Source organism: Lonsdalea britannica (genome assembly GCF_946477055.1).
GTDB lineage: Bacteria > Pseudomonadota > Gammaproteobacteria > Enterobacterales > Enterobacteriaceae > Lonsdalea > Lonsdalea britannica_A.
Genome location: NZ_CAMKXG010000013.1, coordinates 1 through 25,597 on the forward strand (window position 1 = coordinate 1; position 25,597 = coordinate 25,597).

The 25,597-nt window shown below is 55.0% G+C and carries 21 protein-coding genes; 19 read left to right on the top strand and 2 right to left on the bottom strand.

The window, feature by feature from the left end:
- Positions 1-54 precede the first annotated feature (54 nt).
- The 10 genes from holB to Q7O77_RS02115 all read left to right on the top strand — a co-directional run bounded on the left by holB (position 55) and on the right by Q7O77_RS02115 (position 10,438).
- On the top strand, positions 55-1,068 hold the full coding sequence (gene holB / locus Q7O77_RS02070) for a DNA polymerase III subunit delta' (RefSeq protein WP_304163111.1): 1,014 nt from the start codon (positions 55-57) through the stop codon (positions 1,066-1,068).
- A gap of 18 nt (positions 1,069-1,086) precedes the next feature.
- On the top strand, positions 1,087-1,887 hold the full coding sequence (locus Q7O77_RS02075) for a metal-dependent hydrolase (RefSeq protein WP_304163113.1): 801 nt from the start codon (positions 1,087-1,089) through the stop codon (positions 1,885-1,887).
- A 313-nt stretch (positions 1,888-2,200) separates the two neighbouring features.
- Positions 2,201-3,634: a PTS glucose transporter subunit IIBC gene (gene ptsG / locus Q7O77_RS02080; RefSeq protein ID WP_304163115.1), complete on the top strand. Its 1,434-nt coding sequence runs from the start codon at positions 2,201-2,203 to the stop codon at positions 3,632-3,634.
- Between the two features lie 154 nt (positions 3,635-3,788).
- A complete protein-coding gene (locus Q7O77_RS02085; protein WP_304163117.1) occupies positions 3,789-4,850 on the top strand; it encodes a malate/lactate/ureidoglycolate dehydrogenase in 1,062 nt (353 codons plus the stop codon).
- A gap of 108 nt (positions 4,851-4,958) precedes the next feature.
- On the top strand, positions 4,959-5,309 hold the full coding sequence (gene hinT / locus Q7O77_RS02090) for a purine nucleoside phosphoramidase (protein WP_026740370.1): 351 nt from the start codon (positions 4,959-4,961) through the stop codon (positions 5,307-5,309).
- 90 nt (positions 5,310-5,399) lie between these two features.
- Positions 5,400-5,984 (top strand): penicillin-binding protein activator LpoB, encoded by a 585-nt coding sequence (gene lpoB / locus Q7O77_RS02095; RefSeq protein WP_304163121.1) that lies wholly within the window; start codon positions 5,400-5,402, stop codon positions 5,982-5,984.
- Positions 5,985-5,990: 6 nt separating this feature from the next.
- Positions 5,991-6,839, top strand: a complete 849-nt coding sequence (locus tag Q7O77_RS02100; protein WP_304163123.1) for a phosphotransferase — start codon at positions 5,991-5,993, stop codon at positions 6,837-6,839.
- 24 nt (positions 6,840-6,863) lie between these two features.
- The gene (nagZ, locus tag Q7O77_RS02105; protein ID WP_304163125.1) at positions 6,864-7,904 is read left to right on the top strand and encodes a beta-N-acetylhexosaminidase; all 1,041 of its coding nucleotides are present in this window, start codon (positions 6,864-6,866) and stop codon (positions 7,902-7,904) included.
- A 352-nt stretch (positions 7,905-8,256) separates the two neighbouring features.
- On the top strand, positions 8,257-9,564 hold the full coding sequence (locus Q7O77_RS02110) for an NAD(P)/FAD-dependent oxidoreductase (RefSeq protein ID WP_304163127.1): 1,308 nt from the start codon (positions 8,257-8,259) through the stop codon (positions 9,562-9,564).
- 334 nt (positions 9,565-9,898) lie between these two features.
- Positions 9,899-10,438: a glycine zipper 2TM domain-containing protein gene (locus Q7O77_RS02115; protein ID WP_036150315.1), complete on the top strand. Its 540-nt coding sequence runs from the start codon at positions 9,899-9,901 to the stop codon at positions 10,436-10,438.
- 121 nt (positions 10,439-10,559) lie between these two features.
- On the opposite strand, the gene Q7O77_RS02120 is transcribed toward Q7O77_RS02115, so the two are convergent.
- Together Q7O77_RS02120 and mfd are read right to left on the bottom strand one after the other, a co-directional pair.
- Positions 10,560-11,462 (bottom strand): glutamate/aspartate ABC transporter substrate-binding protein, encoded by a 903-nt coding sequence (locus tag Q7O77_RS02120; protein ID WP_304163131.1) that lies wholly within the window; start codon positions 11,460-11,462, stop codon positions 10,560-10,562.
- Positions 11,463-11,930: 468 nt separating this feature from the next.
- Positions 11,931-15,380, bottom strand: coding sequence for a transcription-repair coupling factor (gene mfd, locus Q7O77_RS02125; protein WP_304163133.1), 3,450 nt, complete (start codon positions 15,378-15,380; stop codon positions 11,931-11,933).
- A 136-nt stretch (positions 15,381-15,516) separates the two neighbouring features.
- Between mfd and lolC the strand changes: the two genes are divergently transcribed.
- The 9 genes from lolC to ldtD all read left to right on the top strand — a co-directional run.
- Positions 15,517-16,719, top strand: a complete 1,203-nt coding sequence (gene lolC / locus Q7O77_RS02130; RefSeq protein WP_085650866.1) for a lipoprotein-releasing ABC transporter permease subunit LolC — start codon at positions 15,517-15,519, stop codon at positions 16,717-16,719.
- Positions 16,712-17,419: a lipoprotein-releasing ABC transporter ATP-binding protein LolD gene (gene lolD, locus Q7O77_RS02135; protein ID WP_304163136.1), complete on the top strand. Its 708-nt coding sequence runs from the start codon at positions 16,712-16,714 to the stop codon at positions 17,417-17,419. The genes lolC and lolD overlap by 8 nt, the downstream gene beginning before the upstream one ends.
- The gene (gene lolE, locus Q7O77_RS02140) at positions 17,416-18,663 is read left to right on the top strand and encodes a lipoprotein-releasing ABC transporter permease subunit LolE (RefSeq protein ID WP_304163138.1); all 1,248 of its coding nucleotides are present in this window, start codon (positions 17,416-17,418) and stop codon (positions 18,661-18,663) included. The genes lolD and lolE overlap by 4 nt, the downstream gene beginning before the upstream one ends.
- A gap of 75 nt (positions 18,664-18,738) precedes the next feature.
- Entirely contained in the window at positions 18,739-19,653 is a 915-nt protein-coding gene (gene nagK, locus Q7O77_RS02145; protein ID WP_304163140.1) for an N-acetylglucosamine kinase, read from the top strand.
- 9 nt (positions 19,654-19,662) lie between these two features.
- Complete coding sequence (cobB, locus tag Q7O77_RS02150; RefSeq protein WP_304163142.1) at positions 19,663-20,493, top strand: Sir2 family NAD+-dependent deacetylase; 831 nt, start codon at positions 19,663-19,665, stop codon at positions 20,491-20,493.
- Between the two features lie 443 nt (positions 20,494-20,936).
- Positions 20,937-21,404 carry an NlpC/P60 family protein gene (locus tag Q7O77_RS02155; protein WP_304163150.1) on the top strand — a complete coding sequence of 156 codons (468 nt, stop codon included), beginning with the start codon at positions 20,937-20,939 and terminating at the stop codon, positions 21,402-21,404.
- A 484-nt stretch (positions 21,405-21,888) separates the two neighbouring features.
- Positions 21,889-22,623, top strand: coding sequence for an EAL domain-containing protein (locus Q7O77_RS02160; RefSeq protein ID WP_304163144.1), 735 nt, complete (start codon positions 21,889-21,891; stop codon positions 22,621-22,623).
- Between the two features lie 104 nt (positions 22,624-22,727).
- Positions 22,728-24,179 carry a protein adenylyltransferase SelO gene (locus tag Q7O77_RS02165; protein ID WP_304163146.1) on the top strand — a complete coding sequence of 484 codons (1,452 nt, stop codon included), beginning with the start codon at positions 22,728-22,730 and terminating at the stop codon, positions 24,177-24,179.
- A 345-nt stretch (positions 24,180-24,524) separates the two neighbouring features.
- Positions 24,525-25,597, top strand: a 1,073-nt coding sequence (ldtD, locus tag Q7O77_RS02170; protein ID WP_304163148.1) for a L,D-transpeptidase, incomplete at its 3' end; no start/stop codon positions are given.

The window sequence follows — 25,597 nt, forward strand, 5'->3', positions numbered from 1 at the left end:
GGCGCTTGCTGAGTGGCTGACGCATCTTGGTCTGACCTGCGGAGAACCGGGCTGATGGAGTGGTACCCGTGGCTGAATGCGCCCTACCGCCAACTGTTGACGCAGCACCAGGCGGGACGAGGTCACCATGCGCTGCTTATTCATGCGCTGGCCGGAATGGGCGAGTCTTCCCTGAGCTATGCCTTGAGCCGCTGGCTGATGTGTCAACAGCCCGAGGGGATGAAAAGCTGCGGGCATTGCCACTCATGTCAGTTAATGAGTGCGGGCACGCATCCGGACTGGCACACCATCACCGTGGAAAAAGGCAAGCAGAGCCTGGGTGTGGATACAGTGCGGACGGTGCTCGAAAAAGTGTATCAGCGCTCGCGGCAGGGCGGGGCGAAAGTTGTCAGCCTGCCTCAGGCTGAGTTATTGACCGAAGCGGCGGCTAACGCCTTGTTGAAAACGCTGGAGGAGCCGCCTCAGGAAACCTATTTCATTCTGGGTTGCCGGGAGCCGTCACGGCTGTTGGCGACGCTGCGCAGCCGGTGTTCTTACTATTACTTGTCTGTACCTGAGGAGGCGCACGCCATGCATTGGCTGCGTCAACGCGGACATACGGACGAGCCGGCGTTGCATACAGCGTTGAGACTGTATGCGGGAGCGCCGCTGGCGGCGGAACATCTGCTGCAACCGGGACAATGGAAACCTCGCCTCACGCTGTGCCAGTCGCTTTCGACCTGTCTGGCTCAGCGGGACATGTTATCGCTGGTGACGCCACTGAGCGGAGACGACACCGATGAACGTATTCATTGGGTCGCTTCGCTATTTTTGGATGCGTTGAAATGTCATCAGAGCGCAAGTACACATCTGGTCAATCAGGATCAGCTTGCGCTGGTCGAACAGCTGGCGATGGCGTTGACGCCTGACCAATTGTTATTCGCGCTGCGGCGTTGGCTGCAGTGTCGCCACCAGCTCCGCACTATCACGGGAGCCAATCGGGAACTGCTGCTGACCTCGCTGTTGCTCGATTGGGAACAGAGTTTATCTGAACCGTCTCCCCGGTTACCTCATCCATTTATTGCCTAAAACTATCGGATCGCCATTATGTTGTTAGTTGATTCCCACTGCCATCTCGATGGTCTTGATTATCAGTCTCTGCACCGAGACGTCTCTGATGTGCTGACGAAAGCCGAAGAGCGGGATGTCCGTTTCTTCCTGGCCGTTGCGACGACGTTACCGGGTTTCCGCTCGATGAAAACCTTGATCGGTGAAAGGGACAACGTCGCTTTTTCCTGCGGCGTGCATCCTCTCAGCATGGAAGAGCCTTATGATTACGCTGAATTGCGTGAGCTGGCTGCGTTGCCCGAGGTCGTTGCGCTGGGTGAAACCGGTCTGGATTACCACTATGAACAGGACCCGGACGCCATCGGGCGCCAGCAGGCCTCTTTCCGCGAGCATATTCGTGTCGGGCGTGAGTTGAATAAGCCGGTTATCGTCCATACGCGTTCAGCGCGTGCTGATACGCTGGCGATTCTGGCGGAAGAGCAAGCCAACGAATGTCGCGGCGTTTTACACTGCTTCACCGAAGATAAAGACACCGCGGAGAAACTGCTGGATATGGGATTCTATATCTCGTTTTCCGGTATCGTGACCTTCCGCACGGCGGAAGCGCTACGCGAGGTGGCGCGGTATGTGCCGCTGGACCGCATGCTGATCGAAACGGATTCACCCTGGTTGGCACCGGTGCCGTATCGCGGCAAAGAGAACCAGCCAGCCTATGTTCGCGATGTGGCGGAGTATTTGGCGGTGCTTAAAAATGTCAGCGTCGACACGCTCGCTGAAACCACCAGCACTAACTTTGCAGACCTTTTCCACATCGACCCTGCACGGTTGACCCCTGCCTAATGGTGGATAAGAATGGTCGGGTTTTTTCGAACCTCGTAATTAATTGGGCTGATAGGTAGTCTGTCTCCAGAAAGATGCCTGGAGTTTGTTTGGGTTTTTAGATATTGATCACAAAAAATGCAATTTCCGTAATATATACAGCGTGTTGTTGTGTTGAAACGTGACAGCTATCAAACATTCGGCCCGACATTTATTTTACTCTGCGTAAAAAATAAAAGGATGCTGAGACATCCTTAGCACTCTGAAGGATATCCTCCCACCTTCGCATGACGTATCAGAAGTAAAGCACTATCACTCAGGAGCACACTCAATTATGTTCAAGAATGCATTTGCAAACCTGCAGAAAGTAGGTAAATCGCTAATGCTGCCGGTATCCGTGCTGCCCATCGCAGGTATTCTGCTGGGCGTCGGTGCGGCCAATTTTAGCTGGTTGCCCGCCGTTGTTTCCCACGTAATGGCGGAAGCGGGTGGATCTGTCTTTGCCAATATGCCATTGATCTTCGCCATCGGCGTGGCGTTGGGGTTCACGAATAACGACGGGGTTTCCGCGTTGGCCGCCGTGGTTGCCTACGGCATCATGGTGAAAACGTTGTCCGTGGTTGCACCGCTTGTTCTGCATATGCCTGCAGACGAGATTGCAGCGAAGCATCTGGCAGATACCGGGGTTCTCGGCGGGATCATCGCCGGTTCCATCGCGGCCTACATGTTCAACCGCTTTTACCGCATCAAACTCCCTGAATATCTGGGCTTCTTTGCCGGTAAACGTTTTGTGCCGATCATCTCTGGTCTGTGCGCAATTCTGCTGGGTGTGGTGCTGTCCTTTATTTGGCCGCCGATTGGTACGGCGATTCAGGAATTCTCACAGTGGGCTGCTTACCAGAACCCGGTGGTGGCATTCGGTTTGTATGGCCTGATTGAACGTTCTTTGGTGCCGTTTGGTCTGCACCACATCTGGAACGTCCCTTTCCAGATGCAGATCGGTGAATACACTAACGCAGCGGGTCAGGTTTTCCACGGCGATATCCCTCGCTACATGGCGGGCGACCCGACAGCGGGTAAATTGTCCGGCGGCTTCCTGTTCAAAATGTACGGTCTGCCGGCGGCTGCTATTGCTATCTGGCACTCTGCAAGACCGGAAAACCGTGCCAAAGTCGCAGGTATCATGATTTCAGCTGCGCTGACGGCATTCCTGACCGGGATCACCGAGCCGATTGAATTCTCCTTCATGTTTGTCGCGCCGTTGCTGTATGTCATCCATGCCATCCTGGCTGGACTGGCGTTCCCGATCTGTATCCTGTTGGGGATGCGTGACGGCACCAGCTTCTCGCATGGCTTAATCGACTTTATCGTCCTGAGCGGTAACGGTAGCAAACTGTGGCTGTTCCCGATCATCGGTCTCGGCTACGCGCTGGTGTACTACACTCTCTTCCGCGTACTGATTGCCAAACTGAATCTGAAAACGCCGGGCCGTGAAGTGGCGTCAGAAGACAAATCTGTGGCTGGCGGCGGTGAAATGGCGGCAGCGCTGGTGACCGCATTTGGTGGTAAAGACAACATCACCAACCTGGATGCGTGTATTACGCGTCTGCGTGTCAGCGTGGCGGATGTCACCAAAGTGGATCAGGCGGGTCTGAAAAGTCTGGGCGCAGCGGGCGTCGTTGTCGCAGGCTCAGGCGTGCAGGCTATCTTCGGTACCAAGTCTGATAACCTGAAAACGGATATGGACGACTTTATTCGCAACAGCTGATAGCCAGACTGAAAACGTATCAAACTAAGGGGCGAAAGCCCCTTTTTTAATGGTCGCGATTCCCCCCTCTGATCAAACGTAGCCACAAGAACATTCCCTAGAGGTGAGATTCGGCAGTAGGATGATCCCATCACTGACGCTTGGGAAAATGACAATGCAGATATCAGCACAACGCTTAACACAGGTGGCACAGCAGTTATTGCAGCAGTTGGGGTGTGATGAAAGTGAAGCCGATTGCGTGGCCGCGCATTTGGTCGGCGCTAATTTGAAGGGACATGATAGCCACGGCGTCGGGATGCTGCCGGAGTACGTTCACTTCATCGGGCAAGGCGCTATGCACCCCAACACGCCCGCACGACTGATCAAAGACGCCGGTGCAGTATTGCAGTTCAGCGGCGATCGTGGATTCGGTCAGCGTACGGGCAAAGAGGCGATGCAAGCGGCTATCGAGCGCGTCAAAACGACGGGCGTTTGTCTGATGACGCTATCGTCGACTTGCCACCTCGGACGCATTGGCACCTATGGCGAGATGGCCGCCGACGAGGGGCTGATTTCCATTCACTTCGTCAACGTTAACGATCTTCCGCCCATCGTGGCGCCGTTCAGCGGCAGCGAAAGTCGTTTCGGCACCAACCCCATTTGCATTGCGTTCCCCGGCAGCAGCGAAAACCCATCGTTCATTCTTGATTTTGCGACCAGCATGGTGGCGTTAGGGAAAACACGCGTGGCTCATCTGGCGGGAAAAACCTTCGACGAAGAGGTCATGTTCGATAACGAAGGTCGTCTGACCAACGATCCCAGCGTGATGTGGGATGAAGCGCGACCCGGCGCGCTGCGGCCCATTGCCAGACACAAGGGCGGGGGATTGATTCTGGCCGCCGAACTTCTGGCCGGTATTTTGTCCGGAGGCGGTACCATTCAACCGGAGAATGAGCGCGCCGGCGCTATCGTGAACAACATGACAACCATCGTGATCGACCCCGCACAGCTGGTTGGGATGGCGTGGTTGCGGCGGGAATATGATGCCATGCTGGACTATGTGCGCTCTTCGCGGACTCCCGATCCTGACGCGCCGATCTTGATTGCGGGTGAGCCGGAGATTGACGCCTGCCGCCAACGCACGGTCGAAGGCATCACGATATCCGATCAGGAGTGGCGAAAGATTGTCGAAGCGGGGTGTTCGCTCGGCATGTCGGAAACCGCGTTTGCTCTGTAATTCGTCAATGCAGTGATAAAAAACGAAGAGGGTTGAAAACCATCAGATTTATCGCTCATACTTCACAACAGTGCGCCAGAAGGCGCGGGTATTCAAAGGACAGTTATCATGGCTGAGGAAACGATTTTCAGTAAAATTATCCGCCGGGAAATTCCAGCGGATGTGGTTTATCAGGACGATTTGGTCACCGCGTTTCGTGACATTGCGCCGCGCACCCCCACCCACATTCTTATCATACCGAATGTTCTGATTCCTACCGTCAACGACGCGACGGCCGAGCATGAAGCTGCGCTGGGACGTATGATTACGGTGGCGGGCAAAATCGCCCGGCAGGAAGGGATCGCCGAGGATGGCTACCGTCTGGTCATCAACTGTAACCGCCACGGCGGGCAGGAAGTCTACCATGTGCACATGCATTTGCTGGGCGGATGTGCGCTGGGTCCGTTGCTGGCCATTTAATTTGTGACGTTGTCACATAAAGATGTCGCTACGCCGTTGCGGCTCATTAGCGTGTCGTCATTTCTGCTTGGGTCTGTTGAGAGGAAAATCATGAAGAAATATCTGGGCGTATTGCTGCTTGCGCTGATCGCCGCGGGCTGTACCAGCCGTCAGCAACAACCAGAGCAGCCGCCTGCTCCCGTTCAACCGGCAGAGCCGACGGTGCCTTCGCAGCCGCTGCCTCCGCAGTCTGAGCCGGTACCTTCGCCGCCTAAACTCCAGTCTCCTCTGGATTGGCAGGCGAGCGTTTCCCCGCTGGTGGACCAGATGTTGAAAGCGGACGGGGTGACCAAAGGCAGCTTACTCCTGCTTGATAATGTGAAAAACAGCACCAACGGCTCCTTGCAGACCGGGAAAGCGACTTCGGCGCTGTATAACGCTCTGGGTTCCAATCCGGTGTTTACTTTAGTGTCCCGGCAGCAGCTGGGTGTGGCGCGGCAAACGCTGGGTCTGTCTGCGGAAGATAGTCTGGGATCGCGCAGCAAAGCTATCGGCCTGGCCCGCTACGTCGGGGCGCAGTATGTGCTTTACAGTGACGCGAGCGGTGACGCGAAATCTCCGGAACTCGAGCTGCAATTGATGCTGGTTCAGACGGGTGAAATTGTCTGGTCAGGCAGCGGTGCGATTCATGAGTAAGGTTCGATGAGTCAATCAGCGCTTCTTGCGTTGCTTGAACAACAAAAACCGGCGTCGACCGCCGGTTTTTGTTTGTCTGAAGTGCGAGGACTAAGCGCAGAAAGCTGGCGGGCGCACACGCCTGAAGGCGACTGGCTCGCACGTCAGCAAACGCGTGAGGGCGCTCAGTTGGGCGGAGACCGTCGGCGTGAATTCCGGGTGTTGCGTCAGCTGTCCGCAACCGGACTGGCGCCACAGCCTGTTGGTCTGTGTGGTCAGTGGCTGCTGGTGGAGTGGCTAGACGGGAGCGTCGCCACGGAATCCCAGTTTGCCGATCTTTTATGCAACGGCGGGCTGGCGGCACGTCTGGCGGCATTGCATCATCAACCTCGCTACGGTTTTCCGCTACCGTTGAAAGCGTTGTTAGCCCGCCATTGGCAAAATATGGCTCCCGCCCGGCGTACGCCAACGTTGCTGCGTCACCTTAAACGATGGCTAAGCCAGCCCTTGCCGCCTGAGTTCATCCTCGCTCCGTTGCATCTTGACGTACACCCGGGCAACCTCGTCCAACAGGCGCAAAACTGGCGTCTGATTGATTGGGAGTATGCGGCCGATGGCGATATCGCTTTAGAACTGGCGGCGCTGTTCCGGGCGAACACGATCTCGCCGGAACGGCAACAGCGCTTCCTGGCGGAGTATTGTCGCCAATGGTCCGGCTTGTCGCCGCAGTTACTCAGCGAGCGGGTACAGCAGTGGCTGCCCTGGGTCGATTTCCTGATGCTGATGTGGTACGAAGTGCGCTGGCAGCAGACGCGCCAGACGATATTTTTGCAGGCCGCAACGCCATTGCGGTTGCAACTAGGCTTACCCTGGTAAATGTACGCAGGGCAAATAAAACAGATGAAAGAGGTTGTTGTGGGTCCATTAATGCTAGATGTGGCCAGCTACGAGCTGGATGCCGAAGACCGCGAAGTGCTGGCTCATCCGCTGGTCGGCGGTGTAATTCTGTTTAGCCGTAATTTTCACGATGCGGATCAGCTCAGCGAGCTGGTGCGTCAAATTCGTCAGGCGGCGCAACAGCCGTTGGCGATCGCCGTCGATCAGGAAGGCGGCCGCGTTCAGCGTTTCCGCGAGGGTTTTACTCCGTTACCGGCAGCCCAGTCTTTCGCGGCATTAAATGATTTAGCGGAGGCGGAAGCGCTGGCGGAAGAGGGCGGTTGGCTGATGGCCGCGGAAATGATTGCGATGGATATCGATATCAGCTTTGCACCCGTGCTGGATGTCGGCCATCAGAGCGCCGCTATCGGCGAGCGCGCGTTTCATGATGACCCCAACACCGTATTGGCGGTGGCGGATCGATTCATCACCGGCATGCACTCGGCAGGAATGAAAGCGACGGGCAAACATTTTCCCGGTCATGGCGCGGTGAGCGCAGACTCTCACAAAGAAACTCCGCGAGATCCGCGTCCGCTAGCCCAGATCCGGGAGCGGGACATGTCGGTATTCCGTGAATTGATCAAGCGCGGACAGCTGGACGCCATTATGCCTGCGCATGTGATTTACACCGAAGGCGACCCGCTTCCCGCCAGCGGTTCTCCCTATTGGCTGAAACGCATTTTGCGTCAGGAGCTGAAATTTGACGGCATCATCTTTTCCGATGATTTGTCGATGGAAGGCGCTGCGGTCATGGGCAGCTATCCCGAGCGGGCCGAGGCCTCTTTGTCAGCCGGTTGCGACATGATTCTGGTGTGCAATCACCGGGAAGGGGCCGTCAGCGTGCTGGATCATCTCTCTCATCGTGAAGTGTCTGGCCTTGAACGGTTGAGGCACCGTGGTCATTTCACGCGTCGTGAACTGTTGGATTCCCCGCGTTGGAAACGCGTGAGTCAGCAGTTGACCACGCTCAATGAGCGTTGGCAGGCGCTTAAAGCGATGAAGTAGGCAGCGTTTACTAATCCCTTCGCACCGATCGAGGCGTTCTATTACGTTAGGACGTCTCGATGATTTCTTCTCTTTCTCACCCTGTTTGATACGCGCTAAAACACGCTCAGGTTGTCAGTGTTAAACGAATCGTTTCAGTTTTTTAACCCTCTGTATCTCAATAACTTTTTATCAAGCATTGTTTAAGAAATATCAAAAAGAATTGATATATATCAATTTTGGTATGACCATATGACCCGCCATGATATCCTGCCCGTAGATACCGACTAACTTTATAGAACCACATGTTATATAAGGATATTGTGACTTTCCTTTGTTAACCGTGGGCTTACCTATTTCTCAGGGGGTCATTTTGACATCTTTGCCAATCAAAAAAATTGTGATTGTCGGCGGTGGCGCTGGCGGACTAGAGCTCGCGACAAGCCTCGGGCATAAACTGGGCCGTAAAAACAAAGCCGAAATAACACTTGTCGATCGTAATTCGAGCCATTTGTGGAAACCGTTGCTACACGAAGTGGCAACCGGCTCGCTGGACGACGATATGGATTCGTTGAGCTATCTGGCGCACGCCAGCAATCATCATTACCAGTTCCAGATGGGGACGTTGACGGGCATCAACCGCGAGCAAAAAGAGATTGAGCTGGCCGAAATTCGTAACGATGCCGGCGAGCAGCTGGTTGCCGCACGCACGCTGCCGTACGATATTCTGGTCGTGGCGTTGGGTAGCACCTCCAATGACTTCGGTACGCCCGGCGTGAAAGAGCACTGCATCTTCCTCGACAACCCCAAACAGGCGCGTCGATTCCATAACGAAATGCTGGACCTGTTCCTCAAGTTCAACGCTGATCCGAGCCGCAAAGAGCGCGTCAATATCGCTATCGTCGGCGGCGGCGCGACGGGCGTTGAGCTGTCTGCCGAGTTGTATAACGCGGTCAAACAGTTGAACAGCTACGGCTTCAACGCGCTGGATAATCAGACGCTAAATGTGACGCTGGTCGAAGCGGGTGAACGTATTCTGCCTGCGCTTCCGCCGCGTATCTCTTCGGCTGTTCATCAGGAACTGACCAACATTGGTGTCCGGGTACTGACGAAAACGATGGTGACCAGCGCAGAGCCTCATGGTTTGAATACCAAAGACGGCGAGTTTATCGATGCCGATCTGATGGTGTGGGCTGCGGGTATCAAGGCGCCGGATGCGATGAAAGAGATTGCCGGTCTGGAAACCAACCGCATTAACCAGCTGGTAGTGGAGCCGACGCTGCAAACGACGCGTGATGCAAGTATCTTCGCGCTAGGCGACTGTGCTTCTTGCCCGCAGGAAGGCGGCGGTTTCGTGCCTCCTCGCGCACAGGCCGCGCATCAGATGGCTTCGCTCTGCTTTGATAACATCATGGCGCTGATCAACGAAAAGCCGCTGAAATCTTATGTCTACAAAGATCACGGTTCGCTGGTCTCGCTGTCCAACTACAGCACCGTCGGCAACCTGATGGGCAACCTGATGCGTGGCTCCGTCATGGTCGAAGGGCGGATCGCGCGTTTCGTTTACATCTCGCTGTATCGTATGCATCAGATTGCGCTGCACGGCTATGTCAGAACCGGCCTGATGATGCTGGTGGGCCGCATCAACCGGGTTATCCGACCCAAGCTGAAACTGCACTGATTGTCTGAACCAGGCCGTCTGTCCCCGTGACAGGCGGCATTAATTAGTTGTTTTGTAAATAGTTATGCTTACCCTTCTTTGCTGAAATTGCTAAGAAAAATCCCAAATCGCAATGTTTGCGGATGCCGATCGGCGTTTGGTTCATTAATCCTATTGTCCCTCAAAATCACTTTGTGCAGACTTCCCCCTGTTTACGAACGGCGTTGCGCGCACGTCGCATCACCCGAAAGTTGGCGCTTTCGGCATAATCATCACCGCTCTGCACAGGTCTGTTACGACAGGATGGCGTTGGGCGAGATGGAGAATGCGTGAATATTTATTCAGGAGGTTTCCTGTGAACAAGTCAATGTTAGCAGGCGTGGGGATCGGCGTAGCCGCCGCACTGGGTGTGGCCGCAGTCGCCAGTATGGATGTCTTCTCGCCTAAGCCGCAGTATGCCCAGGTGTTAGCGGCAACACCGATTAAAGAAACCGTTAAAACACCGCGGCAGGAGTGCCGCAATGTCACGGTGGCCCACAGACAGCCTGTGCAAGATGAAAACCGTATCACCGGGTCGGTGCTCGGTGCGGTTGCCGGTGGCGTTCTAGGCCATCAGTTCGGCGGCGGGCGCGGTCGAGACGTTGCGACGGTCGCGGGGGCTTTAGCGGGCGGATATGCGGGTAATCAGGTACAGGGCAAGATGCAGGAGCGGGATACCTATTCTTCTACTCAGCAGCGCTGTCAGACGGTGTATGACAAGTCGCAAAAAGTGCTGGGCTACGATGTGACCTATAAGATCGGGGAGCAGGAAGGAAAAGTGCGTATGGAACGCGATCCCGGTACCAAAATCCCGCTAGACCGAAATGGTCAGCTGGTGTTGAGCGAACAGATTTAAGACGTTCCTCAAACCTTCGCTCTATCGTACAGGTTCCGTCCGTGGTCTTTCGGGCGGAACCTGTCGCGTTCAACCGGTTCGATTTCCCTCGCGAGACGCTTGTGTCGGCGAGGGGCACTCACTACAGAATGCGGTCGTTTGGCGCCTTGAACAGGGCTTTCATATCCTCGGACATCTCAAAGTTCATGTTGATGTTTTTCGGGGGAATAGGCTGCGTGAACCAGCGCTGATACCACTTCTCTGCTTCACCCTGGGTCTGTGCCTGAGCGATCGTCGTATCCATCAGTTTTTTGAATGCAGGATCGTCTTTGCGCAGCATACAACCGTAGGCTTCATGAGACTGTGCGGTGCCGACGATAGCCCACTGATTCGGTTTCTTCGCCTTGGCGCGTTCTCCGGCTAGCAGAGGATCGTCCATATAGAAAGCCACCGCGCGTCCGCTTTCCAGCGTTCTGAACGCATCGCTGTGGTCTTTGGCTGAAATGATGCGCATCTTCATGCTGTTCTTGTCATTCAGCTGGTTGAGCAGGATCTCGTTGGTCGTCCCCGCCGTTGTCACGACCGGTTTACCGGCAAGATCGCTAAAGTCACTAATGCCGCTATCTTTTCTGACCAACAGTTTTCCGCCCACGATAAAGATGGAGTTGGAGAACGCGGCCTGCTGCTGACGTTCCGCGTTGTTGGTGGTCGAACCGCACTCGAAATCTATCGTACCGTTTTGCAGTAAGGGAATACGGGTCGATGAGGTAATCGGCACCATTTTCACCGTCAGGTTAGGCAGGCCCAGCTGTTTTTTCACCGCATCGACAATCGCATTCGAATACTCCTGCGAATAGCCGACGACTTTCTGATCGTTGTCCAGATAGGAAAAGGGGACGGAGGACTCGCGATGCCCGACCACAATCAGCCCGCGTTCTTTGATTTTTTGCAGTGTATCGTTGGTCGAAGCGTTAGTGTCTGCGGCATAGGCTGCATGGCAAGCGATCCCGACCAGAATAGCCGAGATCAATGTCGTTCTTTTCATGATGTACTCCGTTGTTTATGTATTGACCGCTTAAGCGTAGAACGTTTCTCGAAATCTACGCTGCTACGGGCCCGCTCGGCCGGTGCGTGGAACATTGCCATCCGGCGGGCTGCATCATTAGGCAAAATTGATGCCATGATGCAATGACTTCAGCCCTGACAGGCGGATAACCCTCACGAGATAAGGCCTCTGAGGGAGAAAAGAATTTAACGTCACGAACATCGTTTGTCGGACACTATGGCTGTGCATCTTTTCAGTGCATTCGCCGGACGGTGTGTAGGCTGAAAGCGATGCCAAAGGGCGTCCTACGAGGGACCGCTCCCGGGGATGTTCTCAACCGCGTTTGAGAGAGGCATCAGGCTCGCGGGTTGAGTCGGGACCTTAAATAAAAAGACCCCGGATTAAACCGGGGTCTTGGGATGTTTGCCCTATAGCAGACGCGCCGCCTGCTAAACACGGTGATGTGCCTCAGGCGGGGCAGGTATGCTGCGCCATCGAAGTTAACAGCTCGCGGATGAACGTTAATCGCTCCGGGCGATCGCTCAGATCGGTAATGAATTTGAGGCGGGTCGGACCATCCAACCGGTAGACGCCGGGTTCTCGCTGTAGCAGGCCAATTAAATGGCTCGGCTCGACGCGGTTATTCTGGCTGAACTCAATAAAACCACCTTTGTCGTGTCCTTCGATCCGCTTGATGCCCAGCGACTGCGCCTGCTGACGTAATGCGGCAATCTGCAGCAGGTTACGCGCGGCGTCCGGCAGCGGGCCGAATCGGTCGATCAGCTCGGCTCGGAGATCGGTTAACTCACCGTCGCCGTGGGCGCTGGCGATCCGCTTATAGAACGACAGGCGGGTATTCACGTCGGGGATAAAATCTTCCGGCAGCAGGGAAGGCAGGCGCAGTTCGACATCGGTCTGATTGCTGATCAGATCCTCCAGCGAAGGTTCCCGACCTTCCTTGAGGGAGTCGACCGCGCTCTCCAGCAGCTCCATATACAGCGAAAAGCCGACGCTTTCCATCTGCCCGCTTTGCCCTTCGCCCAACAGTTCGCCCGCGCCGCGGATCTCCAAATCGTGGGTCGCGAGCGCGAAACCCGCGCCCAGATCTTCCAGCGAAGCGATGGCTTCCAGACGTTTGTGCGCGTCCGTGCTCATGGCTTTTGGGTTCGGGGTCAACAGATAGGCGTAGGCCTGATGGTGAGAGCGTCCGACGCGGCCGCGCAGCTGGTGAAGCTGAGCCAGCCCGAAATGATCGGCGCGTTCGATAATGATGGTATTGGCGCTGGGAATATCGATACCGGTTTCGATAATCGTCGTACACACCAGCACATTGAAACGCTGGTGATGGAAGTCGTTCATCACTCGTTCGAGATCGCGCTCGCGCATCTGGCCGTGGCCGATGGTGATTCGCGCCTCTGGCACCAGTTCGTTCAGTCGCTGCGCCGCTTTTTCGATGTTTTCGACGTCGTTGTACAGGTAGTACACCTGACCACCACGCAATATTTCACGCAGAATCGCCTCGCGCACCACCAGACTGTCATACTCGCGCACGAATGTTTTGACGGCCAGCCGACGTGCCGGCGGGGTCGCGATGATCGACAAATCGCGCATACCGCTCATCGCCATATTCAGCGTGCGCGGAATAGGCGTAGCGGTCAGCGTCAGGATATCGACATTGGCGCGCATGGCTTTGATGCGCTCTTTGTGGCGTACGCCAAAGCGGTGCTCTTCATCCACAATCAGCAGGCCGAGATCGTGCCAATGAACGTCGCTCTGCAACAGCTTATGGGTGCCGATGAGAATGTCGACTTTACCCTCGCGCGTTTGTTCCAGCACCTGTGACTGCTCGCTCTGACTGCGGAAACGAGAGATCATCTCGATGCGCACGGGCCAGTTGGCGAAACGGTCGCGGAAATTATCGAAGTGCTGCTGAGCCAACAGGGTGGTGGGGACCAGGACGGCAACCTGTTTGTGGTTCTCAACCGCGAGATAGGCGGCGCGCATGGCGACCTCGGTTTTGCCGAAGCCGACGTCGCCGCACACCAGACGATCCATCGCCAGCGGCTGGCACATGTCGCTCAGCACGGCGTTGATCGCCTGAGCCTGATCCGGTGTGGTTTCGAACGGGAAGCCTTCGCAGAACAGCTGGTATTGGGCTTTATCGTGTTTGAAGGCGAATCCGCGCTTGGCCTCGCGCTGGGCATACACATCCAGCAGCTCGGCGGCGACATCGCGCACTTTCTCGGCGGCTTTTTGACGGGCGCGGACCCAGGCGTCGCCGCCCAGCTTGTGCAGCGGTGCGTTTTCGTCGCTGCCGCCCGCATACCGGCTAATCAGGTGCAGCGAGGAGACCGGGACGTAGAGTTTATCGTTGCCTGCGTAATGCAGGATCAGGTACTCCGCCGTGATTCCGCCCGCTTCAAGGGTAGTGAGTCCGGCATAGCGCCCCACGCCGTGCTCAAGGTGTACGACCGGTTGTCCGGTGCGCAGTTCTGCCAGATTACGGATCAGTGTTTCGGTATTAATGGCGCGGCGGTTGTCCTGACGCGGTCGGCTGACGCGTTCACCCAGCAGATCGCTCTCGCATATTAGCGCCCAGTGTCGCAGGGTATCCACGAATCCATGTTCGCTTGCCCCAACCTGAAGATAGCAGCCGGAATCCTGCGCCTGCTCCAGACGGGCAATGGGTTTCGGCGCCAGTTTGATGCGTGACAACAATTCCTGCAGCGTTTCCCGTCGGCCTTCGCTCTCGACCGAGAAGACAATGCGACCGCTGAACTGCTCCACGAAACGGCGCAGCGAATCTAGCGGGGATTTCTGCTGATGTTCGACGGCCAGCACCGGCAGCGTCTGGTAGCCCAGATTGACGTTGGCGGCCTTCGACGGCAATGACTCCGTGCGCAGCTGTACGCGCGGCCATTGCTTGATTTCGCTCAGCAGCGTGTCGACCGGTAGCCACAGGACAGGCGGGGCCAGCAGCGGACGCATCGGATCGACGCTACGGCTGTCATAGCGCTGTTGAATGTCTTGCCAGAAACGTTCGGCGCTGTGCTGCAGATCGCCGCTGTTGACCAGCAATGTCCCTTCTGGGAAGTAGCTGAATAGCGAGGGCAGGGGCTGGCTGAAAAACAGCGGTTGCCAATATTCAATACCGGCGGGCCAGGTGTTTTTGCTGACCTGTTGGTAGACGTGCTCCGGGTCGCGGCGGACCTCGAACTGTTCACGCCACTGGCTACGGAACAGCTCGATGGCGTCTTTGTCCGTCGGGAACTCGTGAGCGGGCAGCAGGCTGATGTGGTCGACCTCGTTCAGCGTGCGCTGGGTATCGACATCAAACAGCCGCAGGCTATCGATGTCATTATCGAAGAAGTCGATGCGGAACGGTTCTTCGCTGCCCATCGGAAACAGGTCGAGCAGCGCGCCGCGTGTTGCGAATTCCCCGTGCTCCATCACCTGATCCACGCTGCGATAGCCGGCTTGTTCCAGCTGCTCGCGCAGTTTGTCGCGAGACAGATGTTGGCCTTTCTTCAGCATCAGCGCATGCCCATGTAGGAACGTATGCGGGCAGACTTTCTGCATCAGCGTGTTGACCGGCAGGATGAGCACGCCACGCTCCATCAGCGGTAGCTGATATAAGGTCGCGAGTCGGGCAGAGATAATTTCCTGATGGGGCGAGAAACTGTCGTAAGGCAAGGTTTCCCAGTCCGGCAAGGTGGTCACCGGCTGATCCGTAAACTGTTGGATTTCGTCACGAAGCCGCAGCGCATTTTGCATATCCGGGGCGATCATCACCACCAGTCCTGCATGACGTTCAATGATTTCTGCGCATTCGACGGCGCACGCCGCGCCGGTCAATTCGCCCAGCAGGCGCTGCTCTCCCGCTTTGCGTGGCAAGGTATAACGGTATTGTTCAGGCATAGTCTGATTATCAGGTCTTAATCTCGGCCCCTCTAAGAAAAAGCCGGAGAGAGAGATAGTTAGGGTTCCATAAAGCGGTACTACCCTTTATTATCCTTGATCACTTTGCTTTAGCAACCTCATCCAGACGGATTTCATGTATCAACCTGTCGCGTTATTTATCGGCCTTCGCTACATGCGCGGGCGTGCCTCGGACCGCTTTGGGCGGTTTGTCTCCTGGCTGTCGGCTATCGGCATCACCCTCGGTGTGATGGCGTTGGTCACCGTCCTTTCCGTGATGAACGGATTCGAACGAGAACTGGAAAAAAGCATTCTGGGATTGATGCCTCAGGCATTGATTACTACGCCCCAGGGTTCCTTGAACCCTGGTCAGCTCCCCGTTTCCGATTTGCAAAACCTCAAAGGCGTCACGCGTATCGCTCCCCTGACGACGGGCGACGTGGTGTTGCAAAGCGCACGCGGCGTCGCGGTTGGCGTCATGCTGGGCGTTAATCCGGACGAAGACGAGCCGTTGTCGCGCTATCTGGTCAACACCCGTCAGCAGCAACTGCAGCCGGGGGCCTATCAGGTCATCTTGGGTGAGCAGTTGGCGAGTCAACTGGGCGTGAAACGTGGCGAACAGCTGCGCCTGATGGTGACCAGCGCCAGCCAGCTTACCCCAATGGGCCGCATTCCAAGCCAACGCCTGTTCACGGTGGCGGGCACGTTCGCCGCGCAAAGCGAGGTGGACGGCTATCAGCTGTTGGTCAATCAGCAGGACGCCTCTCGACTGCTGCGCTACCCGCTCGGCAATATCACCGGCTGGCGTCTCTGGTTGCAGGAACCGCTGACGGTAGATTCGCTCAGTCAGCAATCGTTGCCCGCCGGAACCGTATGGAAAGACTGGCGCGAGCGTAAGGGCGAGCTGTTTCAGGCGGTACGAATGGAAAAAAATATGATGGGGCTGTTGCTGAGTCTCATCGTGGCCGTGGCGGCCTTTAACATCATCACGTCGCTGGGACTGTTGGTGATGGAGAAACAGGGAGAGGTGGCGATTTTGCAGACGCAGGGATTGACGCAGCGTCAAATCATGGCGCTGTTTATGGTTCAGGGCGGCGGAGCCGGCGTGTTCGGTTCGCTGGTGGGGGCGTTGTTTGGCGTGCTGCTGGCCAGCCAGCTGAATACGCTGCTGCCGTTGCTGGGGCTGCTCATCGACGGCGGGTCTCTGCCGGTCGTCATCGAGCCGTTGCAGGTAACGGTTATCGCGCTCGTGGCGATGCTGCTGGCGCTGCTCTCCACGCTTTATCCTTCCTGGCGCGCCGCCGCCGTCCATCCTGCTGAGGCTTTACGTTATGAATAAGAATTTATTGTTACAGTGCCGCCATTTGTGCAAGCGCTATCAGGACGGGAAGGTATCGACCGATGTGTTGAAGGACGTCTCGTTTGAGATGGCGCCGGGCGAAATGATGGCGATTGTCGGGAGCTCGGGGTCCGGCAAAAGTACGCTGCTGCATTTGCTGGGCGGTCTGGATTCGCCGACCTCTGGCGAAGTGATTTTCAAAGACAAACCGCTGAACACCCTGTCACCCGCGGCCAAAGCGGCGCTGCGCAACCACGAACTGGGTTTCATCTACCAGTTTCATCATCTGCTTCCGGATTTCACCGCGTTGGAAAACGTGGCGATGCCGCTGTTGATCGGCAAAACGTCGCCGAAAACCGCCAAAGAGCAGGCGCGTGAAATGCTGGCGGCGGTCGGACTGGAAAAACGCAGTCACCATCGTTCCGCAGAGCTTTCTGGGGGGGAGCGTCAGCGCGTCGCGATAGCCCGTGCGCTGGTGAATAACCCGTCCTTAGTGCTGGCCGATGAGCCGACCGGCAACCTCGATCAGCGTACTGCCGATACCATCTTTGAACTCTTGGGCGAACTCAACGTGCGTCAGGGAACCGCGTTTCTGGTGGTCACGCATGATTTACAGTTAGCGCATCGCCTCAGCCGACAGTTGGAAATGCGCGACGGCCAACTTCAGCAAGAACTGACGCTGGTGGGGGCACCGCAATGAGTTTTCCTCCACTTTCACTACGGGTGGGATTGCGGTTCAGTCGGGGACGGCGTCGCAGTGGCATGGTGTCGTTGATCTCTGCGATTTCCACGTTCGGGATTGCGCTGGGTGTCGCGGTATTAATCGTCGGGTTAAGTGCGATGAACGGCTTCGAGCGTGAGCTTAAAAATCGTATTTTGGCCGTGGTGCCGCATGGAGAGATCGAAGCCGTCAATCCGCCCTTCAATGGCTGGCAGGCGCTGATTCCGAAGGTCGAAGCGGTGCCGGGCATTGCTGCCGTTGCGCCTTACATCAATTTCACCGGATTACTGGAACACGGCGCCAACCTGCGGGCCATTCAGTTCAAAGGGGTCGATCCACAGCAGGAGCTTCGCTTAAGCGCACTGCCGCACTTTGTTCTGAACGATGCCTGGAGCCGTTTTCAGGCCGGTGAGCAGCAGGTCGTGCTGGGTAAAGGCGTGGCGGATGCGCTGGGCGTGAAGGAAGGCGAGTGGGTGACGGTGATGATCCCCAACAGCGATCCGCAGATGAAGTTGCTACAGCCTAAGCGCATCCGTTTGCACGTCACCGGTATTCTTCAATTGAGCGGGCAGCTCGATCACAGCCTAGCGTTAGTGCCGTTGAAAGATGCGCAGGGTTATCTGGATATGGGCGAAGCGGTAACCGGTCTGGCGCTGAAGATGGATGACGTGTTTGCCGCCAATCAACTGGTGCGCGACGCAGGCAAGGTAACGGAAGAGTACGTTTACATCCGCAGCTGGATTGGCACTTACGGCTATATGTATCGCGATATTCAGATGATCCGCACCATTATGTACCTGGCGATGGTGTTGGTGATTGGCGTCGCCAGCTTCAATATCGTCTCCACGCTGGTGATGGCGGTGAAAGACAAGAGCAGCGATATCGCCGTATTACGAACGCTGGGCGCTGGCGATGGACTGATTCGCGCCATTTTCGTCTGGTATGGTCTGCTGGCGGGCCTGCTCGGCAGCGTGCTGGGAGCCATCGTTGGGATTATCGCCACGCTGCAGCTCACGCCGCTGATCCGCGGTATCGAAACGATAACCGGCCATCGTTTTCTGTCCGGCGATATCTATTTTATTGATTTCCTGCCGTCAGAACTGCATGCCGCTGACGTCATACTGGTGTTGGTTACGGCGTTAGCGCTCAGTCTGATCGCCAGCTGGTATCCCGCTCGTCGGGCCAGCCGCATCGATCCTGCCAGAGTGCTGAGCGGGCAATAGGTTGGCATACCACAGGTTTTCGACTCAGTAGCGGTGGCGTTAAATTCTGAGTCAGCGGTGATGACGGGAGTGGGTATGTATTACGGGTTCGATATCGGCGGCACCAAAATAGAAATCGGTGTGTTTGACGCCGACTGGCAGCCGGTATGGCAAAAGCGCGTGGCGACGCCGCGCGAGGACTATGGTCAGCTGCTAACGACGTTGAAGCAACTGACTGACGAAGCCGATATGGTGGCCGGAACCCCCGGCTCCATCGGCATCGGCGTACCCGGTTTGTACGAACAAGACGCCGGGACACTGTTCACCGCTAATCTGCCCTCTGCGATGGGGCGTCCGCTGCATCAGGATCTTACCCGCTTGTTGCAACGAGAAATCCGCATCAGCAACGACGCCAACTGTTTTGCCCTTTCTGAAGCACATCACCCTGATTTCCGCCATTCTCCGGTCATCTTCGGTCTTATTTTGGGGACCGGGGTAGGGGGCGGTTTGATCGTCAACGGCCACCCCGTTAATGGCGCCAATGGCATGACTGGAGAATTCGGTCACACCCGGTTACCCGTGGATGCGCTGGATATTCTTGGCGCTGAACTGTGCCGGGCGCCCTGCGGATGCGGTCGGAAAGGGTGTATAGAGAACTATATTTCAGGTCGGGGCTTCGAGCGGCTATATCAGCATCACTATTCGCAGCCTTTGCCCGCCACCGCGATTATCCAGCGCTATCACGACGGTGATAAGCAGGCCCGGGCCCACGTCGAGCGTTATATGAGGCTTTTGGCCGCTTGTCTGGGAAGTCTGCTGACGTTGCTTGATCCGTCTCTGCTGGTGCTGGGCGGCGGCCTTTCTAATTTCGACGCTATTTATTCATTATTGCCGCGTTATCTACCTGACTTCCTGTTACCCACAGCACGTTTGCCTTCGATCGAAAAGGCGCGCTATGGGGATGCGGGCGGTGTGCGGGGAGCGGCTTTGCTACACTTACTGGAGCCTTAAGGAGCAAACATGCATTCGCATCGGCGTTTAGGCCGTTTTCGTCAGGGGAAGCGTATGCGTCATCAGCGTTTGCGTGCGCGTATTTTCCACATTGATTATCTGGCGGTGAAACACGTGAAGAAACCTCGGGTGGTGGTACTCACCGGCGCGGGTATTTCTGCGGAATCCGGCATTCAAACTTTTCGCGCTGCTGATGGGCTGTGGGAAGAGCATCGTGTCGAAGATGTGGCGACGCCGGAAGGATTCTTGCGGGATCCCGCGTTGGTTCAGCGTTTTTACAACGATCGACGCCGTCAGCTGACACTGCCGGAGATTACCCCGAATGACGCCCACCGCGCGCTGGCGCAGTGGGAAGAGATCTTGGGCGACGACTTTTTACTGGTCACGCAGAACATCGATGATTTGCATGAACGGGCCGGGAGCCAGCGCGTGGTGCATATGCACGGCGAGCTGCATAAGGTGCGTTGCGATCGGAGCGGGCAAGTGTTCGAACGTGACGGGGACGTCGGCGAAGACGAGCGATGCACATGCTGTGAAATTCCGGCACGGTTGCGTCCGCACATTGTCTGGTTTGGCGAAATGCCGTTGGACATGGATCGCATTTATCAGGCGTTGACCGAAGCGGATTTCTTCATTGCCATCGGCACATCGGGTAACGTCTATCCCGCAGCCGGATTTGTTTATGAGGCGCATCAGCACGGGGCGCATACGGTTGAGCTTAATCTCGAACCGAGCCAGGTCGAAAGCCATTTCGATGAGAAAATTTATGGTCCTGCCAGCCAGGTGGTGCCGGATTTTGTCCGCCGCTGGCTGCTAGCGCACATCAGCATCTCGTTTTAAGCCATTTGTCTCACCGGTCACGTGAAGACGAACGTCTGGCGTGAACTTCCGCTTAATCGAGATCGCGTTTAATTAACCCGTAGGGGTAACACCAAGGTCCATGCCGTGCATGGGCCTTTTTTTATTGTTTCATCGGGTTACGGTTTTTACGTTAATGCTACAACGGGTGACGTAGCGGGGCGGGCAACGGCCGTTAGCTTTCGCCTTACAGAGAATATTTGAGTGGCTGCGCTTAATTTTCTTGTGATAAAGATAGCAGTGATACTGTTCTGTTTGGTTATTGTTGCATCCTGGGTGTGTCATCATAGGGCAAATACGATGATTGATAGGGTATTTCGGCCATTGCCGACGATAATAAACATTACAATGTTCTGATAAAGGCCATCGATAGCGAGTGTGGCAGGTCAATTATCTTCCCGAACGTGAGTGAGCGTATGTACGTGTTGCGTTGGAAATTTATAGTACTGGCAGCGGTCCTCATGGTCCTTTCTGGTTGCAGCCATCATGCGCCGCCGCTGAACGGGCGCTTGAACGACTCCCGGGAAGTCAAGGCTCAGTTACATCAGCAACTGACCGAATGGCGTGGAACGCCCTACCGCTATGGGGGCCTTAACCGCCGTGGCGTGGATTGTTCGGGCTTCGTCTATCTGACATTCCGTGACAAATTTGGCGTGCAGTTGCCGCGCTCAACGGAAGATCAGGTAGAAGTGGGGACGCGAATTGATAAAGAGGACCTATTGCCGGGCGATCTGGTGTTCTTCAAAACCGGAAGCGGAAATAGCGGTATGCATGTGGGCATCTACGATGCTAATCAGCAATTCATCCATGCTTCCACGAGCAAAGGCGTGACGCGTTCATCGCTTAACAATGTTTATTGGAAACGTGCCTACTGGCAGGCTCGCAGAATCTGATGGAACTTGGTGCTGCCTTGAGCCGCAGCAACGATTTTTTTAGTGTGACAAGACAGCATCGTGCGTCCAATGGATGGGATCCCGAATAGAATGAAAGGCGTATTGTGAAGGTTGGTTGATTATTTGTTGTGTATCGTGGTTGTAATATAATCAGCGTTCGGAAATTGAAAATGTTTGTTAATAAACTGCAACGCTTATTGGGGGTTTGTCTGAAAAGTGAAAAACGAATTGTGTTCTCTTGTGCTTGCATTATAGAGTGATCACAAGACGTTCTTTATTCAGCTTTCACCCTACGCAGTTTTTATTATGATCAACGCATTCGCATAGTCTTAACTGTCTTAATTTATTAGACTTATGATTAATATATTACAAACGATCAATCGATTAATAATGACTGATTGAGTTGTGGTGAATAGAAACGTGTGATGTCTGGCGTCTCTATTTGGGTGAGTGTTCACATTATTTGATTCTGGCTAAAAACACTATGCGTATCCAGCTTGATGTGGAGTATATCAGCAACTATCTATTTTCACCGGTCTATAGCCTGGACGCCCGGCTGCTCGCCGTGGAGATGACTGGCCGCTTCCACAGCGCCGCCGGCAATCTGGCTATGCCCCAGAGTATCCTGTTGAGCCTGCTCGATAGATCGCAGAAGGTCGCTTTATTTAAAGAACAACTGCTTATTATTAAAAGCAAAGCATCTTGGTTTCGAGATAATCAGGTGATGGTTTTGCTTAAGATTGATCGTGCGTTGTCTGAATTAGTCATTCGTGATGAAAAAATTAAAATGACGCTTAACGAACTCTCTTTTATCCAACTCGAAATTAATGAGATTTATCCGAACCTCGACGAAGGTAAGGATAATCCTAATATTCTGGCGCTGAGTGAATCATTTAATTTGTGGCTGGATAATTTCGGCTCGGGAAAAACCAATTTGAAACCATTTTACGATGGCTTATTTCGCCATGTGAAATTGGACCCTCGTTTCGTCCAGCGCTTATTAACCCGTCCGACGGAAGTCTCCATGATCACTCCCATGCTGAGTGTCATCAAAAAACATAACGCCGGTATGATGGTGATTGCTCAGGGAATTGATAGCCCAGCCCTGCTTGAGAAGTCGTACGATCTCGACATCAGTGGTGTTCAAGGGCAGCTTTGGCCTGCGGTGCCGTTAGAACAACTGGATCAGAAACTGCCCGCTGCGGTGTGTTATGGATAAACCTGCCGCTTAATTCATTTCTTTTGGTCATTAATATCCTTATCTTTACTCAGTGTTAATTCCTTGAACACCGCTCTACACTGCGGTAAAGAGAGGATCCAACCATGTCGCACCCCCCTAAATTTAACAATCGTTATTATCAGCAACTGCCCGGCTTCTATACCCCAACCGAACCTTCCCCGTTGCAAGGCGGCAGGCTGCTTTACCACAGTCAAGCGCTGGCCAACGAGCTGGGATTGTCCGCTCAGTGGTTTACGCCTGAAAACAGCCCTATTTGGTGCGGCGAAAAACTCCTGCCAGGGATGCAGCCGATCGCACAGGTCTATAGCGGACACCAGTTTGGTGTGTGGGCCGGTCAATTAGGGGATGGTCGCGGGATTTTACTCGGAGAGCAGCAGTTAGCCGACGGACGCCACGTTGACTGGCATCTCAAGGGGGCGGGAAAAACGCCTTATTCACGTCAGGGTGATGGGCGTGCCGTATTGCGTTCGGTGATCCGCGAGTTTTTGGCCTCTGAGGCTTTGCATGCTTTGGGGATCCCGACGACCCGTGCGCTGACAATCGCCACCAGTGAACAAGGGGTGCAACGTGAAACGGTCGAGCGGGGCGCAATGCTTGTGCGTATTGCGGAAAGTCATGTGCGGTTCGGCCATTTCGAACACTTTTATTATCGTCGCGAGCCTGAGAAAGTCCGTCAGTTGGCCGATTTTGTCATTGAGCACCATTGGCCGCAGTGGCATCAGGCGTCGGATAAATATCGCCTGTGGTTCACCGACGTGGTGGAGCGCACCGCGCGTCTCATTGCGCACTGGCAGTCGGTTGGCTTTGCGCATGGCGTAATGAATACGGATAACATGTCCATTCTGGGGATGACAATTGATTATGGCCCGTTCGGTTTTCTGGACGATTACGATCCCCATTTCATCTGCAATCACTCTGACTACCAAGGGCGTTACTCTTTTGATAATCAGCCGGCGGCAGCGCAGTGGAATTTACATCGGCTGGCTCAGTCGCTTTCCGGGCTAATGCCGCCGGAGGTGTTGCAGTCAGCGCTGGATCGCTACGCACCAGTATTAATGCAACGGTACGGCGAGTTGATGCGCGCTAAACTGGGCTTCTCATTTGCAGACCCAACGGATAACGACATCCTGACGGGATTATTCCGTCTTATGCAGCAGGAAAAAGCCGACTATAACCGAACTTTCCAGCTGCTATGCCAGACGGAGGTACACAACGAACGTTCACCGCTACGTGATGAATTTATCGATCGCGACGCATTTGATCGCTGGTTTGCCGCTTATCGACGCCGGTTGCAACTAGAACCTACTGACGAGGATGTTCGGCAGAAGCACATGCAGAACGTCAATCCAACGTACGTATTGCGTAACTATCTGGCGCAGCAGGCCATTGAAGGGGCTGAGCAGGATGATATCAGTGCATTGTCACGTGTACACCGTGCGATTAGTCAGCCTTTCGAGACACAGCCGGATTTGGCTGAACTCTCAGCGCCTCCGCCTGAATGGGGAAAACATTTGGAAATTTCCTGTTCCAGCTAAATAGACCCGGGATTTGTCATGATGAATCTGCATATTCGGCGAGTGGCGCTCCTAGGGAAGATAGGGCGTGCGCGACGGATTTGAATCCCAAAAGGTCATTTTATGAACAGATTCCCTCTAGAATGACAAGTTTCTGCAAAATAAGTTCACTCCGGCTGGAGCAAAAATTATTTTCTGTTTATATACTAGCGTTTAAAGCAATCTGAATTCATACCCGCTCAGCTTATCAGACTGGTTTCTTTTCAACGAAGCACAGTGGTTTTCCGCAATATACAAAAATCTCTTTCTATCCTGCGGCAAGGGCGAGTACTGAATCAGGTAAGGTATAAAACAGGGGATCATTGGATGTTGTTAGCAAAAAGAAAAACGCAAGGGCTGCGACTGGGCATGACGGGAGGCGCGCTCTGGCTTGGCGGCATGCTTGCGTTTTCATCTCAGGCGGCCACGCAAACCATGCTGTCAGGGACGTCGACGCCAATATCCACCGCTGCACCTGCGGCCACCGGTCTACGGGGGCAGTTGCCTGCAGGCATGACGCTGCATTATGACTCTGCGTTGCGCGGGCTGTATGCGCAAATGGCTGAGCAGCCCATGTGGTCAGATAGTCGGGCAGTCAACGCGTTCCAGCAACAATTAGCCGAGCTTGCGTTAGCAGGCATTCAGCCACAGTTCACCACGTGGGTTTCCTGGTTGACCGATCCTAAACTGACTGGGTTGGCGCGGGATCGAGTTCTTTCCGATGCGATGCTGGGCTATCTGCAGTTTGTCTCTGGTGTGGAAAAAAACGGAAGCAACTGGTTATACGCCAATGTGCCTTATACGTTATCTTTGCCTCCGTCAGGGCTGATTACAGAATGGCAAAATGCGGTTAAAGAAGGTCGCAGCGCTGAGTTTGTCGCCACCTTGGCGCCAAAGCATTCCCAATATACGAAGATGCATGAAGCGTTAAAGGCGAGCCTGCTGGATAATCGCCCATGGCCAAAACTGCAGCTTACTGGAACCTTGCGTCCGGGCGAACAAAGCAGCGAATTGGCCGTACTGCAGGAGATCTTGCAACGTACTGGCATGCTGGCGTCGAGTACGACCACGCTGCCACTCTTCAATGAATCTCCTTCGACCGACGGCAGCGTTAACGCCACGCCATCAGGAGCGGAGAATGCCTACTCGGGCGAATTGGTGGATGCGGTTAAGCGCTTCCAGCATTGGCACGGTTTGCAGGATGATGGCGCGATTGGCAAACGTACCAAAGACTGGCTGAATGTGTCCTCGCAGACGCGAGCAACGTTGCTGGCGCTGAACATTCAGCGGCTGCGTTTAATTCCCGACAATGTATCAACCGGTATCCTAGTCAATATTCCTAACTTTTCGCTGACCTACTATCAAAATGGCGCGGAAATTTTATCCTCTCGAGTGATTGT

Coding starts and splice junctions, on each gene's coding strand:
- Q7O77_RS02160 (WP_304163144.1), top strand. CDS start 21,889: ATGCGTATCCAGCTTGATGTGGAGTATATCAGCAACTATCTATTTTCA.
- Q7O77_RS02120 (WP_304163131.1), bottom strand. CDS start 11,462: ATGAAAAGAACGACATTGATCTCGGCTATTCTGGTCGGGATCGCTTGC.
- Q7O77_RS02165 (WP_304163146.1), top strand. CDS start 22,728: ATGTCGCACCCCCCTAAATTTAACAATCGTTATTATCAGCAACTGCCC.
- Q7O77_RS02085 (WP_304163117.1), top strand. CDS start 3,789: ATGCAGATATCAGCACAACGCTTAACACAGGTGGCACAGCAGTTATTG.
- lolE (WP_304163138.1), top strand. CDS start 17,416: ATGAGTTTTCCTCCACTTTCACTACGGGTGGGATTGCGGTTCAGTCGG.
- nagZ (WP_304163125.1), top strand. CDS start 6,864: ATGAAAGAGGTTGTTGTGGGTCCATTAATGCTAGATGTGGCCAGCTAC.
- lolC (WP_085650866.1), top strand. CDS start 15,517: ATGTATCAACCTGTCGCGTTATTTATCGGCCTTCGCTACATGCGCGGG.
- ptsG (WP_304163115.1), top strand. CDS start 2,201: ATGTTCAAGAATGCATTTGCAAACCTGCAGAAAGTAGGTAAATCGCTA.
- Q7O77_RS02075 (WP_304163113.1), top strand. CDS start 1,087: ATGTTGTTAGTTGATTCCCACTGCCATCTCGATGGTCTTGATTATCAG.
- lpoB (WP_304163121.1), top strand. CDS start 5,400: ATGAAGAAATATCTGGGCGTATTGCTGCTTGCGCTGATCGCCGCGGGC.
- Q7O77_RS02100 (WP_304163123.1), top strand. CDS start 5,991: ATGAGTCAATCAGCGCTTCTTGCGTTGCTTGAACAACAAAAACCGGCG.
- hinT (WP_026740370.1), top strand. CDS start 4,959: ATGGCTGAGGAAACGATTTTCAGTAAAATTATCCGCCGGGAAATTCCA.
- lolD (WP_304163136.1), top strand. CDS start 16,712: ATGAATAAGAATTTATTGTTACAGTGCCGCCATTTGTGCAAGCGCTAT.
- holB (WP_304163111.1), top strand. CDS start 55: ATGGAGTGGTACCCGTGGCTGAATGCGCCCTACCGCCAACTGTTGACG.
- nagK (WP_304163140.1), top strand. CDS start 18,739: ATGTATTACGGGTTCGATATCGGCGGCACCAAAATAGAAATCGGTGTG.
- mfd (WP_304163133.1), bottom strand. CDS start 15,380: ATGCCTGAACAATACCGTTATACCTTGCCACGCAAAGCGGGAGAGCAG.
- cobB (WP_304163142.1), top strand. CDS start 19,663: ATGCATTCGCATCGGCGTTTAGGCCGTTTTCGTCAGGGGAAGCGTATG.